The 13,127-nt window shown below is 56.1% G+C and carries 11 protein-coding genes and 1 pseudogene; 5 read left to right on the forward strand and 7 right to left on the reverse strand.

Features of this window, described 5'->3' with window-relative positions; translation table 11 throughout:
* The first annotated feature begins 115 nt into the window (after positions 1-115).
* On the forward strand, positions 116-529 hold the full coding sequence (locus ES815_RS17190; RefSeq protein WP_142488894.1) for a hypothetical protein: 414 nt from the start codon (positions 116-118) through the stop codon (positions 527-529).
* A gap of 32 nt (positions 530-561) precedes the next feature.
* Here the strand turns inward: ES815_RS17190 and ES815_RS17195 are convergent, their stop codons facing one another.
* Positions 562-1,383, reverse strand: coding sequence for a helix-turn-helix domain-containing protein (locus ES815_RS17195; RefSeq protein WP_142488895.1), 822 nt, complete (start codon positions 1,381-1,383; stop codon positions 562-564).
* A 198-nt stretch (positions 1,384-1,581) separates the two neighbouring features.
* On the opposite strand from ES815_RS17195, the gene ES815_RS17200 reads away from it, so the two are divergent.
* Genes ES815_RS17200 through ES815_RS17210 form a run of 3 tightly spaced genes read left to right on the forward strand, consistent with a single transcriptional unit; the run spans position 1,582 to position 6,143 of the window.
* Positions 1,582-3,147, forward strand: coding sequence for a family 78 glycoside hydrolase catalytic domain (locus ES815_RS17200; protein ID WP_142488896.1), 1,566 nt, complete (start codon positions 1,582-1,584; stop codon positions 3,145-3,147).
* A 24-nt stretch (positions 3,148-3,171) separates the two neighbouring features.
* Positions 3,172-4,551: an MFS transporter gene (locus ES815_RS17205; protein WP_142488897.1), complete on the forward strand. Its 1,380-nt coding sequence runs from the start codon at positions 3,172-3,174 to the stop codon at positions 4,549-4,551.
* Positions 4,552-4,580: 29 nt separating this feature from the next.
* Positions 4,581-6,143, forward strand: a complete 1,563-nt coding sequence (locus ES815_RS17210) for a carbohydrate porin (RefSeq protein WP_142488898.1) — start codon at positions 4,581-4,583, stop codon at positions 6,141-6,143.
* Between the two features lie 79 nt (positions 6,144-6,222).
* On the opposite strand, the gene infA is transcribed toward ES815_RS17210, so the two are convergent.
* From infA to trxB, 6 genes and pseudogenes are all read right to left on the reverse strand, one after another.
* Positions 6,223-6,441, reverse strand: a complete 219-nt coding sequence (gene infA / locus ES815_RS17215; protein ID WP_001040187.1) for a translation initiation factor IF-1 — start codon at positions 6,439-6,441, stop codon at positions 6,223-6,225.
* Positions 6,369-6,554, reverse strand: a pseudogene (locus tag ES815_RS17220) (hypothetical protein); the annotation flags it as partial. The pseudogene ES815_RS17220 and the gene infA, both read right to left, overlap by 73 nt.
* A gap of 173 nt (positions 6,555-6,727) precedes the next feature.
* Entirely contained in the window at positions 6,728-7,432 is a 705-nt protein-coding gene (gene aat, locus ES815_RS17225) for a leucyl/phenylalanyl-tRNA--protein transferase (protein ID WP_142488899.1), read from the reverse strand.
* A gap of 47 nt (positions 7,433-7,479) precedes the next feature.
* Positions 7,480-9,201 carry a heme ABC transporter ATP-binding protein/permease CydC gene (gene cydC / locus ES815_RS17230; protein ID WP_142488900.1) on the reverse strand — a complete coding sequence of 574 codons (1,722 nt, stop codon included), beginning with the start codon at positions 9,199-9,201 and terminating at the stop codon, positions 7,480-7,482.
* Complete coding sequence (gene cydD / locus ES815_RS17235; RefSeq protein ID WP_142488901.1) at positions 9,201-10,967, reverse strand: heme ABC transporter permease/ATP-binding protein CydD; 1,767 nt, start codon at positions 10,965-10,967, stop codon at positions 9,201-9,203. Before cydD ends, cydC begins: the two co-directional genes overlap by 1 nt.
* 113 nt (positions 10,968-11,080) lie before the next feature.
* A complete protein-coding gene (gene trxB, locus ES815_RS17240; protein ID WP_185902346.1) occupies positions 11,081-12,049 on the reverse strand; it encodes a thioredoxin-disulfide reductase in 969 nt (322 codons plus the stop codon).
* A 550-nt stretch (positions 12,050-12,599) separates the two neighbouring features.
* On the opposite strand from trxB, the gene lrp reads away from it, so the two are divergent.
* A complete protein-coding gene (lrp, locus tag ES815_RS17245; protein WP_000228469.1) occupies positions 12,600-13,094 on the forward strand; it encodes a leucine-responsive transcriptional regulator Lrp in 495 nt (164 codons plus the stop codon).
* Positions 13,095-13,127 lie beyond the last annotated feature (33 nt).

The raw sequence follows: 13,127 nt of genomic DNA on the forward strand, positions 1-13,127 counted from the left end.
GCTTCTTTTGAAGCGCCGATTTTCCATATTGTCGGTACGCCAATCCGGTTCAGTCTGCCACCCGAAGTTGGCGTTTCAGGTGGTAGTTTTTCAGCGTTAATATGGAATTGTGAATATGGAAAATCAAACTATTGCTCACCTTTACAGCGAACTCGAACTCAGCACTCCCGATCTCTCCACCCTTGCCGCGCGCTGCAACCTGCTCACCGAAATCCTGGTCGATTGCAATTCGCTGCCGCAAACGCAGCCCGTCTGCCGCTGTCTTGCTGCATACCTGGACGCATTCAGGAGTGAGCTGGAAAAATCGATGACCGATTTCCGCGTGCTGGATGAGGATGAGATACCGCCAGCACACAAACAGGGGTGGCTGCTGGACAGCACCGAAGCCCAGTGCGATTACTGCCGGGCGTTAAACCATGTGCTGCTGGTGTCGCATTTTGACCGCGATATGCTTCCGCATTTGACCGGTCTGCTGCACGAGATCAGCCATGCGATGCTGGCCGATCTGACCGTGGTGCATGTTCACTGAGTCGTCACCTGCGCCTGGCGAATCCGGGCGCATTAACCGGCCATTTCAGCCCGTTTGCGCTCTTCGCTAGGGGTAATTGAAAAGACCTTTTTATACAGGGTACTGAAATGGCTGCTGTTGGCGAAACCGCACAGGAAGGCGATCTCGGTAATAGTCATATCGGTTTCGCGGACTTTAACCCGGGCGGAGACCAGCCGCAGGTGTTTAATATAATTTTCCGGCGTCATGCCCGTCGCGGCTTTAATATGGCGGAATGCCGTGCGCGGGGTTAAATGAAACTGCTTAGCCAGATCGTTCCAGTCATATTCTTCAAAACAGTTTTCCTGCAGATGATTGAGCAGCTTATGCAACTTATAGCGGGTATTGTTGTGGTTCACGTCAGACTGCGCCTGCAGCAACGTATTCACCAGTTGGAAAAAGAGCGACTCCCGCTGTTCAACCTGCAGCGGCTGGGCGCTGAATATTTTATCGATCAGGGAATTGCACTGCATGCGGATCTCCGGTGCCAGCCAGGTGTAGCAGCTGGCATCCCGGACCGAGAAGCGTTGCAGCAGGGAGCCGGTGTGCTGTAAAAAAACAAATTCAGCCACAGGATTTATCAGGATATTAATCAGCTTGAGTGTACCCAGCTCATCATAAAAATGGTGGTCGCCACGCTGGACGTAAAAAATATCCCCTTGCTGAATATAGAGAGGGCGTCCGTTAATAATGTGCAGGCCATGGCCTTGCTCAACAATAACCAGTTCATCAAATTCATGACAATGTTCGCAGCTGTTATCTTCCGGGTCGCTTTTATAAAGGGCGAGTTTATCGTCTGTGGATTTGAAATAATGCGCAACGGTTAAGGTGTTCATAAATTATCCTGCAATGTGAAAAGCTGCGAGCACGATAATTGATTTACCCCGGCTTAAGAAGCCCTGTTTTTCAAAATGTGAACATCCTCAGGCCGACCTCACTGACACTGCCAACCTGCGTCGGGGGTTGGCAATCTGAGAGTGGCTCTCAACTCCCCATCAGCTCTATTCTGCCTGAAATCTTAAAGAGGGCGCAGTATGTCTCAGGCACTTCAGCAACATCACAATCTCACCATGTATCGCGACGAGCATCTCCTGGCCACCGCCAGCGCATTGATGCCAACACTCTATTCGCAGGCGATTTCTCCCGTCAGCGTGATCAATACTGTTCCCGACAGTCACGCCCTGCACGGCTGGCGTGCGGAAAAGGTGGCCGATGCCAGCGCCTGGCTCAAGCAACCTTTCTCCCCGGGAGATTCATTTATTCTGGACTTTGGCACCCACGGCGTTGGCTGGTTAAATTTTAGCTGCAAAGCCGCAGGCAGCCCGCCGGATGCCCCCGCTCATCTGGAGTTTATTTTTGGCGAAACGTTGTGCGAAATGGCAGAGCCTTTCAGCGATTATCAGGGATGGTTAAGCAGCAGTTGGTTGCAACAACATCATGAGTATATTGACGTCCTGCCTGCGGATATTACCCTCGCTCGCCGCTACTGTTTTCGTTATCTGAAGGTACGGGTTGTGGCGCTCTCGCCAAAATATCAGCTGCGCTTTAAGCAAATCACGCTAAATAGCGTCAGTTCCGCGCCGGACGAATATCCACCCTGCAACGCCACCGACCCGCAGCTGCGAAAGATTGATGAAGTGGCGGTCCGAACCCTGCGCAACTGCATGCAGGAGGTGTTTGAGGACGGGCCGAAGCGGGATCGCCGGTTATGGCTGGGTGACCTCCGGCTGCAGGCGCTGGTGAATGACGTCACCTTTGCGAATCACGATCTGGTGCGCCGCTGTCTGTACCTGTTCGCCGGTCATCGTCGGGAGGATGGAATGGTCTCAGCCAATATCTTTGTCCGCCCCGAGGTGATGGCGGATGACACTTTCCTGTTTGATTATTCGCTCTTTTTTGTCGATACGCTGCACAACTATCTGAAGTCGACCGGGGACAGGACCACCGCTCGCGAGCTGTGGCCGATTGCCTTCCGACAGGTCGAGCTGGCGTTAGCGCGGTGTGAAGCTGGCCTGGTCACAGACAGCGATGACTGGTGGTCATTTATCGACTGGCACGATCAACTCAACAAGCAGGCGGCCTCCCAGGGCGTGCTGATCTACTGCATCGACAAAGCCGTGCGGCTGGCGGAAGTCTGCGCTCCTGAACAGATTGCATTCCTGAACGAAAAGCGGGTTCTGGTAAAACGTGCCGCGCATCAGCTCTGGGATGAAGCGAGCGGCTTTTACGTCAGCGGCTCAGCGCGCCAGATCAGCGCCGCCTCGCAAATCTGGCTGGTGTTGGCCGACGTGGGCGATGCGGAACACCAGCAACAGGTCATGACGAATTTACTTCAGTCGCCGCCGTCCATCGGCATGAATACTCCCTATCTGCGCCACCACTTTATCGCCGCGCTGCTGAAATGCGGCTTGCGCGAGCGTGCCGTGGTCGAGATCAAAGCCTACTGGGGAGCGATGGTGGATGACGGGGCGGACACCTTCTGGGAACTATTTGATCCGCAAAGACCTGACTTCTCCCCGTATGGCAGTAAGCTCATCAACAGTTACTGCCATGCCTGGAGCTGTACCCCGGCCTGGTTTATCCGCCAGTTCGGCCTCTGATAACACAACAATAAAGTGAACAAAATGGCTAAAACCTTCTTTACCCTATGGCGGCAACGGTTAGGTTACGGGATTGCCGATCTCTCCTGTAACCTGGTCTGGCAGTTAATCTCGCTGTACCTGATGTTCTTTTATACCGATGTGATGAACCTCCCGGCCTACTGGGTGGGGATTATGTTCCTGGTCACGCGGCTGGTGGACGGCGTGGCGGACGTGTTAATGGGACTGATGATCGACAACACGACCACCCGCTGGGGACGATGCCGTCCGTGGTTGCTGTTTGGCGCGATACCTTTCGGTCTGATGTGTATACTGGCGTTTTACGTGCCCGATTTTGGCACCACCGGGAAGCTGGTGTATGCCTTTATCACCTACCTGTGCCTCTCGTTCCTCTACACCATCGTCAATATTCCCTTCTGCGCGATGCTGCCGTTCCTGACGGCGGATTCCCAGGAGCGCACCACCTTATCCGCAGTGCGCATTCTTCTCGGCTCGCTGGGCTCCACCATTGTGGCGGTCGCCACGCTGCCGCTGGTGGGGGCGTTAGGGCAGGGCAATCAGGCGCAGGGGTTTCTCTATACCGCGGTGGTGTTCGGCGTGATCGCCACCTTCTTCCTGCTGATCAGCTTCCGCAACGTGGAGGAGAAAATCAGCATCACTCAGGAGCGCATGACCTTAAAACGGGCCTGGACCGGCCTGAAATCCAACACGCCGTGGAAGGTGTTCGCACTGAATATTTTCCTGATGTGGGGGGCCTTCTTCTTCCAGACGGGGGCGCTGGTCTATTTCTTCCACTATTACGTGGGCAGCAGCGAGCTGACCGCCCTGGTGGCCGGGATCTCCTCCTTTGTGCCGCTGCTCGGGACGCTGACGGTGCCGTTCCTCGCGGGCTTAATGAAAAAACGCCATGTTTACCTGGTCGCCAGCACGGTTAACCTTGTCGGCATGGGGATCATGATGGTCGCTGGCGTCAACTACTGGGGGCTGGTCATCGGGGCAATTGTTCTGTCGCTTGGCGCGGGGCAGCGCACCGCAATCTACTTCTCGATGCAGGCCGATCCGGTGGATTACGGGGTGTGGAAAACCGGGATTAATACCGCAGGTATTCTGACCTCCATAAACGGTTTCCTCGGTAAGGTAGCAATGGCCGGGGCCGGGGCGATCACCGGTTTTCTGCTCTCCTCGGGCGGTTACGTGGCAAACGCGGTGCAAACCCCGTCAGCCCTGCTGGCCATCCAGGCCTGTTACCTGTGGATCCCCGCCGGGTTAATCGTGGCGTCGATGATCTGGATCGGGCGCTTCTACCGGCTCGACGACAGCTTCGGGGCGATCCGCGCCGATCTCGATGCCGGAATCTTCGCATCGGACGACCAACCAGAACTCAAAAAATCCGCCGCTATTTAATCTGACCTCTTTCTGATAACAGGACATCTATGCGTATCTCTGTGATTAGCGCAGCGGTTTGCTGCGCCCTTTTTTCGCCCTCATATGTGTTTGCCGACGCGCAAAGCGTGGAACAACGCCTGGCTCTGCTGGAGCAGCGGCTGAACGCAGCGGAACAACGAACTACCGAGGCAGAACGGCGCGCCTCGCAGGCGGAGGCAAAATTAGCCACCCTGAGCCAGCAATCTCAGGCCACCGAAAAGAAAGTGGAGACCGTCAGCCAGAAGCAGAAGCAAAACGCGCTCAGCGACGGGTTTGAATTTAATGCTTATGCTCGCTCAGGGTTGTTGATCAATAACCACGGCAAAGGTGCGCGCGGCGGTCCGGGTGTCTCACCGGCCAGTTCCCTGAATGGCGACGCGCACGTCGGGCGTCTGGGTAACGAAGAGGATAACTACATCGAGCTCAGCTTCGGCAAGCGCATGACCTTCGATGACGGTTCCTGGGCGCACTTCAAAACCATGATTGCCGATGGCGCCACCAACCCCGATCCCTGGGTGCAGGATAACGACAGCCACCATATCAACGTGCGCCAGATGTACGTCGAGATGGGCAACTTCGCCGAGTTTTCCGGCCCGGCGAAAAATGCTTATCTGTGGGCCGGGAAACGTTTCGATCGCGATAACTTTGATATTCACTTTACCGACAGCGACATCATGTTCCTCGGCGGCACCGGGGCCGGGATCTACGACGTGCAGTGGACCAATAACCTGAAAGGCGACTACTCCCTGTATGGGCGCAATTTCGGCGATCTTGGCAGCTCGCACTATGAAGACAACGACATCCAGAACCTGATGCTCACCGCCAACCACTTCTACGGTAACTGGCAGCTGATGCTGACCGGGATGACGGCCCAGGGCAATGACGATCTTAAGGACAATACCTCCTCAACCGGAAGCTATGCCCTGCGCAGCGACAACACTGCGCAAAACGGCTACTACGCGATGCTGGCTTATCATGATAAACAGCAGTTTTATGGCCTGACGAAGGGAGTATCGGAAACCGCATTACAATTTGGCGGCGGGCTGGGGGCCGAAGCGCGTCAGCCGGGCAGCGACGGCGATCTGACGGACAATGCCACCTCTCTGCGCTTTGCCTCTTACGGCATTTTGCCGGTGGCGAAAAACTGGGAAATTGCGCCGTCGGTGATCGCCCAGCACAGCGAAGATCGTTATCGTGACGGCGACCGCTATGACTGGGCGACCTTTAACCTTCGCGCCTCACAGGCATTGACTCCGCATTTTGCCCTGCTGTATGAGGCATCCTGGCAGTATATGGATCTGGATCCTAACGGGCGCACCTACAGGTCGGACGGTAACATGAACCAGTACCAGGCGGTAAAAGGGGATTTTTACAAGCTGACCTTTGCCCCGACGTTCAAAGTGGGCAACGTGTTTGATATCAAAGCGCGTCCGGAAATCCGTCTTTTTGCCACTTATATGAACTGGGACAGAGAGCTGGATCGCTATGCCATCAACGACGACTTTGGCAGTGCAGGGTTCACTGCGGGCGGGACATGGAACTTTGGCGTGCAGACCGAAATCTGGTTTTAACGCTGCGTAACAGAAAACAAAAAGGCCGGGATTACCCGGCCTTGATTATTCTCACTACGCCATTCGCGGCGAAAAACTCTTAGCGACTACGGAAGACAATGCGGCCTTTGCTCAGGTCGTACGGGGTCAGCTCAACAGTCACTTTGTCGCCCGTCAGAATACGGATATAGTTCTTACGCATTTTACCGGAGATATGCGCGGTAACAACGTGACCGTTTTCCAGTTCTACGCGAAACATGGTGTTAGGCAACGTTTCAAGAACGGTACCCTGCATTTCAATATTGTCTTCTTTGGCCATCTAATCCTCTGGGGTATCACTACCAAGTTTTGAACCGGCAAGATAATGCCGAAATTCATCAATTAAGTAAAGATTTGCGCGTTTAAAACGCAACAAAGCAGTTTCAGCGTATTACCCGGACGTCACGGATGAACCGTACGAAAAGCGCATACGTAAAGGGGAGGTGGCAGGATAAACGATAGGGCGTTATCGGATGCGAACTATTCCCAAACGGCGGCGGGGCAACAGGCAGAACCTACTCTGCGGCAGAATTATAGCACCTTGAGGAAAAATATGCGGAAAACATTTATCTTTGGGGCATAAATAACGTCCCGGGGACCCAGAAATTCTGCGGTAATTTCTGCATTCGCAGCGTTGCTAGCTGATCCAGATATTCATGGCGGGAGATCTCAACCGCTCCCAGCGAGGCGGTATGCTCATTCAGCACCTGGCAATCTATCAGCTGGCCGCCGCTGCGGGTAAAGCGTTCGCAGAAAACCAGCAGGGCGGTTTTGGAAGCATTCACCGCCCGGCTGAACATTGACTCACCGCAAAACAAGGTGCCCTGCGCCACGCCGTACATCCCGCCCACCAGTTCGTCCTTATCCCACACCTCAATCGAGTGGGCGTAACCCAGCTCATGCAGGCGGTGATAGGCAGCGATCACCTCCGGGGTGATCCAGGTTCCTTCAAAGCGATCGCTGGCGCACCCCTCGATCACCTGACCAAAGGCGTGATTAAGGGTGACGCGATAGGGGGAATGGTTATGAAAGCGCTTCATGCTGCGGCTGATATGAAACCGCGCGGGCCACAGGACGGCACGAGGATCGGGCGACCACCATAAGATCGGATCGCCGGGGGAAAACCACGGAAAAATCCCGCGCTGGTACGCCATTAATAAACGCGACGGGCTCAGATCGCCGCCGAGGGCCAGCAAACCATTAGGTTCACGCAGCGCCCCTTCCGGAGAAGGGAACGCAAGAGAATGACGAGAGAGCTGGACCAGGCGCATGACAACAAAACTCCAGTACGCGAAGTGGGGATCGGTTCAAATATAGACTACAGACGTTGTTTAAACTGGTAGTAGCGACCCTGTTTTGCTAACAGCTCTGCGTGACTACCTTGCTCAATAATTTGTCCGTTGTCCATCACAATAATTTGATCGAAATCCGCCAGCCCGCGCAGGCGGTGCGTCACCATTAGCACCGTTTTGCCCTGCATCTCTTTTTCGAGTAAATCAAGGATTTGCCGCTCTGTGGTTGCGTCGAGCCCTTCGGTAGGTTCATCCAGCAGCATCAGCGGGGCATCGTGCAGCAGCGCACGCGCAATCGCCAGACGACGCAGCTCGCCGCCGGAAAGCTGACGACCCCCTTCACCGAGCCAGCTGTTCAGACCTTCGTCTTCCAGCAGCTTGTGCAGACCAACCTTTTCCAGCATCGCGCTTAACACGTCATCGGCGGCGCCAAGCACGGCTAACAGCAGGTTATCCCGCAGGGTAGCGCTGAAAAGATGAACCCGCTGCGGCACCACGCTCACCGTTTTACGCAGCGCAGGTTCGCTCATCTCTGTCAGAGGGGTGTCGTTGAACAGGATCTGGCCCTGGGCCGGATCCCAGGCCCGGGTCAGCAGCTGCAGCAGCGTCGATTTCCCGCAGCCGGTACGACCCAGTACCGCAACATGAGCGCCTGCAGGAATAGTCAGGTTTATATGGTCCAGCGCCGGTTGTGCCTGGCCATCGTAGGCAAAGCTGACATCCGCCAGGCGGAGGGCCAGCTGCTCAGGCACGTCTGATGCGGTGGTACTGAACTGTACTTCCGGCTGCTGGCCGGTGATCTGGGTGATACGCAGCGCGGAGGCCACCACCTGGCCCAGGTGCTGGAAAGCCCCGGTCACCGGCGCCAGCGCCTCGAACGCCGCCAGCGCACAGAAGACAAACAGCGCAATGAGCGGCCCCGGCTGGGTGTTACCGCCCACGCCGCCGGAAGCCAGCCACAGCATTGTCATTACGGCAATACCGCCAATCAGCAGCATCAACGCCTGAGACAGGGCCGTGAGCTCCGACTGTTTGCGCTGGGCTTCATGCCAGTTCATCTCGGTATTTTCCATCTGCGCGCGGTAGCGACGGCTGGCACCAAAAATCGTCAGCTCTGCCTGACCCTGCAGCCACCCCGTCAGCTGCTGGCGATACTCGCCGCGCAGACGGGTAAGATTTTCACCGGTGGGTTTACCGGCACGGTAAAACAGCGGCGGCAGTAAAAACAGCGTCAGGAGCATGATCCCGCCGAGGACCAGCGCGATATTGACGTCCAGCAGGCACAGCCCGAGGGTAACAACCACAATCACCACCAGCGCACCCACCAGCGGGGAGATGACGCGAAGGTAAAGGTGGTCGAGAGTGTCGACATCCGCAACAACGCGGTTCAGCAGCTCGCCCTGGCGGTAGCGCGCCAGTCCGGCAGGGGAGAGGGGCAGCAGCTTGCTGAAGGTAGTGACGCGCAGGTGTTGCAGCACGCGGAAGGTTGCGTCATGGCTGACCAGACGTTCGAAGTAGCGTCCGGCGGTGCGGGTGATAGCCGTGCCACGTACGCCTGCGGCAGGCAGCATATAGTTGAAGCTGTACAGCCCGGCAAACCCGGCCACCGCAGAGGCCGAAAGGAACCAGCCCGAAAGCGTGAGCAGGCCGATACTGGCCAGCAGGGTGATGATCGCCAGTACCACGCCGAGGGTCAGCATCCATTTGTGGCGCATATAGAGCGCCAGATAAGGTAGTAAAGCGCGCATCAGATGTCCTCCTGACGGTTCGCCAGCAGGGCCGCGAATGGCCCCTGTGCCGCCGCGAGCGTGGCGTAATCGCCCTGCTCAACAAGCTGACCGTTGTCCATGACCCAGATCTGATCCCATTGGGAGATACCCTCCAGCTGGTGGGTTACCATCAGGGTGGTTTGCTGCTGCGAGGCGGCATCCAGGGCCATCATCACGCGCTGTTCGCTGTGCGCATCCAGGCTGGCAGCGGGCTCATCCAGCAGTAAAAGCTGGCAAGGGTTAAGCAGGGCGCGGGCCACGGCGATACGCTGCGCCTGTCCGACGGAAAGTCCCGCCGACTGATCGCCCACCACCGTATCCACGCCGTTCGGCAGCAGGGGCAGGAATTCGCTGACCCAGGCGCGATCGAGCACCGATTGCAGCTCTTCGTCGCTGGCATCCGGGCGCGCCAGCAGTACGTTTTCACGCAGCGTGGCCGCCGGAAGCTGTGGGTTCTGACCCACCCAGCTTAAATGGGTGCGCCATTCGTCAGGATCGAGCGCAGAGAGTTCGGCCTGGTTGATGCGCAACGACCCGCTGTAGGCCATAAAGCCGGATAACGCATTTAGCAGCGAGCTTTTGCCCGAGCCGCTGGTACCGACCAGCACCACGCGCTGACCTGCAGCGAGAGTGAAGTTTAACGGCCCCGCCAGCACTTTCCCCTCCGGCGACAGCACGCAGAAATTCTCTGCTTCAATGCTGACCGGTTTGCTGGTGCTCAGGGTCACGTCGCCGCGCTGCGGATGAGCCAGCGGCGTTTCGAGGAAGGTTTTCAGGCTGTCGGCTGCGCCCACGGCCTGGGCCTTTGCATGATAGAAGGTGCCCAGATCGCGCAGCGGCTGGAAGAACTCCGGGGCCAGAATCAGCGCCAGGAAGCCCGCCGAGAGGGTCACGGCGGTGCCGTAGTGACCAAAATCGAGGGCGCCCAGATAGGAGAAACCAAAATAGACGGCGACCAGCGCAATCGACAGGGAGGTAAAGAACTCCAGCACCCCGGAGGATAAGAACGCCAGGCGTAACACCTCCATGGTGCGCTGGCGGAAATCCTGGGAGGCGTGGCGGATGTTGTCGGTTTCGGCTTCACCGCGCCCAAAAATGCGCAGCGTCTCCATGCCGCGCAGGCGGTCGAGGAAGTGGCCGCTTAAGCGCCCCAGAGCGAGGAAGTTGCGGCGGTTGGCATCGGCGGCCCCCATGCCGACCATCGCCATAAACAGCGGGATCAGCGGGGCAGTACCCAGCAGGATCAGCGCCGCGACCCAGTTATACGGGAAGATCGCCAGCACAATCAGCAGGGGAACGAAAACGGCCAGCGCCATCTGCGGCAGATAGCGGGCGTAGTAGTCATGCATATCGTCGATTTGCTCGAGGATAAGCGTCGCCCAACTGCCGGCAGGTTTGCCCTGGATCCAGGCGGGACCGGCTTCCTGTAGCCTGTCGAGCACCTGGCGGCGAATTTCGTAGCGGATGTTCTGCCCGGCGTGAAAACCCACGCGCTCACGCAACCAGACCACCCAGGCACGCAGAATGAAGACCAGAATCAACGCAATGAAAGGCAGTAACAGGGCCTCGCGTGGGATGTTTTCCATGATCATATGGTTAAGAATGCGGGCCAGCAGCCATGCCTGGCCTACAATCAACACGCCGCTGATAAACCCTAAAAGACGGGAAATATTCAGCCAGCGGCGGGAAAGTACGCTTTGCTGTTTAAGCCAGCGTGTTAACTCTTGTTGACGGGTTTTTTCCATTGCGTGCTTTGCAGGTGATGTTATTAGGTATTGGGCACGGCAATGTTACAACGCAGAGACAATAAAGGCGACTTATCGCCGCCTTTTTTACGTTTGTTGCTGTTTTGTAAAAATTATTTACTCTGATCGGCCAGTCCGTCGAGATAACGTTCTGCATCCAGCGCCGCCATACAACCGGTGCCCGCAGAGGTGATCGCCTGACGATAAATGTGGTCCATCACGTCGCCCGCAGCGAACACGCCCGGGATGCTGGTCTGGGTGGCATTGCCATGGATCCCGGACTGCACTTTGATGTAGCCGTTCTCCAGCTCCAGCTGACCGTCGAAGATCGCGGTGTTCGGGCTGTGGCCGATAGCAACAAACAGACCCGCCACTTCCAGCGTTTCAACGTTGTCGGAGTTCTGCGTATCACGGATGCGCAGGCCCGCCACGCCCATCTGATCGCCAGTCACTTCTTCCAGCGTGCGGTGGGTGTGCAGCACGATATTGCCGCTGGCCACTTTGTCCATCAGACGCTTGATCAGGATTTTTTCCGCGCGGAAGGTATCGCGGCGGTGAATGAGATGCACTTCAGAGGCGATGTTCGCCAGGTACAGCGCTTCTTCCACGGCGGTGTTGCCGCCGCCGATGACCGCGACCTTCTGGTTGCGATAGAAGAAACCGTCGCAGGTGGCGCAGGCGGAAACGCCGCGGCCTTTAAAGGCTTCTTCAGACGGCAGGCCCAGATAGCGGGCAGAAGCGCCGGTTGCAATAATCAGCGCGTCGCAGGTGTATTCTGCGTTGTCACCGATCAGGCGGAACGGACGGTTCTGCAGATCGACCTTGTTGATGTGGTCAAAAATGATTTCGGTATCAAATTTGGCGGCATGCTCGTGCATGCGCTCCATCAGCAGCGGCCCGGTCAGGCCTTCAGGATCGCCTGGCCAGTTTTCTACTTCGGTAGTGGTGGTCAACTGACCGCCTTTTTCCATGCCCGTAATCAGTACCGGTTGCAGGTTAGCGCGTGCCGCGTAGACCGCTGCGGTGTATCCCGCAGGTCCGGAACCCAGGATGAGAAGTTTACTGTGTTTGGCCGTGCCCATGAGATCCCCATTGTTGTTGGCAGACATTTTCCCCGGATTGTAGGGAATTTGTTGCCGTAAAAAAAGGGCGCAGCGATTTTGTTAACGATGTGTGTAATAGAAAGCGCCAATCAACGGCGGGGCAGGGAAGGTGATTTTATAACAATAATCATGGCAAATCGCTCGAAACGACGGCGATAAAATGAGGATTAATCGCCGGTCGTAATGAATATCCGGCATGTTGTACTAAAAATCGATGTTTTGCTTTGACAATCCCCTGCTGTTTTGCGAAAACATTCAAGGAAGAAAAAAAACGGTCTTTGTGTAACGCATAGTCATGCACAAAATCACCATTTTTACCGGGTCAGCGAAATCTACGCATGGTGTGGACAGATGCCATTCGTGATGTTGATGGCCGCCTCTGGGCAACGGTCTTCATACCACATAACCCCAATCGAATCGCGCAAACTATAAAACAGGCGATGCGATTAACCGCGGGGAAAGACTCTGAACAGTGAAGTGCACAGGGTCCTGGCAGGAGTTAGGGAAGGAATACAGAGAGACAATAATAATGGTAGATAGCAAGAAGCGCCCTGGCAAAGATCTCGACCGTATCGATCGTAACATTCTTAATGAATTGCAAAAGGATGGGCGTATTTCCAACGTCGAGCTTTCAAAACGTGTGGGACTTTCCCCGACGCCATGCCTTGAGCGTGTGCGCCGACTGGAAAGACAGGGTTTTATTCAGGGCTATACAGCGCTGCTGAACCCGCATTACCTGGATGCCTCACTTCTGGTATTTGTTGAGATTACTCTGAATCGTGGTGCGCCGGATGTGTTTGAGCAGTTCAATGCCGCCGTGCAAAAACTTGAAGAAATTCAAGAGTGTCATCTGGTTTCCGGTGATTTCGACTACCTGTTGAAAACCCGCGTACCTGATATGTCTGCATACCGTAAGCTGCTGGGCGAAACCCTGCTGCGACTGCCTGGTGTGAACGACACCCGTACCTACGTGGTAATGGAAGAAGTCAAACAGAGCAATCGTCTGGTTATTAAGACGCGCTAACACGGAACAGGTGCATTATCAGCGTACTTTGAT

The sequence above is a fragment of the Leclercia adecarboxylata genome (assembly GCF_006874705.1).
Taxonomy (GTDB): Bacteria; Pseudomonadota; Gammaproteobacteria; order Enterobacterales; family Enterobacteriaceae; genus Enterobacter; species Enterobacter adecarboxylatus_C.

What these genes read in the sequence shown, in the direction of transcription:
- infA (WP_001040187.1), bottom strand. Translation starts at nt 6,441, where the DNA reads ATGGCCAAAGAAGACAATATTGAAATGCAGGGTACCGTTCTTGAAACG.
- lrp (WP_000228469.1), top strand. Translation starts at nt 12,600, where the DNA reads ATGGTAGATAGCAAGAAGCGCCCTGGCAAAGATCTCGACCGTATCGAT.
- ES815_RS17200 (WP_142488896.1), top strand. Translation starts at nt 1,582, where the DNA reads ATGTCTCAGGCACTTCAGCAACATCACAATCTCACCATGTATCGCGAC.
- ES815_RS17210 (WP_142488898.1), top strand. Translation starts at nt 4,581, where the DNA reads ATGCGTATCTCTGTGATTAGCGCAGCGGTTTGCTGCGCCCTTTTTTCG.
- ES815_RS17195 (WP_142488895.1), bottom strand. Translation starts at nt 1,383, where the DNA reads ATGAACACCTTAACCGTTGCGCATTATTTCAAATCCACAGACGATAAA.
- aat (WP_142488899.1), bottom strand. Translation starts at nt 7,432, where the DNA reads ATGCGCCTGGTCCAGCTCTCTCGTCATTCTCTTGCGTTCCCTTCTCCG.
- cydD (WP_142488901.1), bottom strand. Translation starts at nt 10,967, where the DNA reads ATGGAAAAAACCCGTCAACAAGAGTTAACACGCTGGCTTAAACAGCAA.
- ES815_RS17205 (WP_142488897.1), top strand. Translation starts at nt 3,172, where the DNA reads ATGGCTAAAACCTTCTTTACCCTATGGCGGCAACGGTTAGGTTACGGG.
- trxB (WP_185902346.1), bottom strand. Translation starts at nt 12,049, where the DNA reads ATGGGCACGGCCAAACACAGTAAACTTCTCATCCTGGGTTCCGGACCT.
- ES815_RS17190 (WP_142488894.1), top strand. Translation starts at nt 116, where the DNA reads ATGGAAAATCAAACTATTGCTCACCTTTACAGCGAACTCGAACTCAGC.
- cydC (WP_142488900.1), bottom strand. Translation starts at nt 9,201, where the DNA reads ATGCGCGCTTTACTACCTTATCTGGCGCTCTATATGCGCCACAAATGG.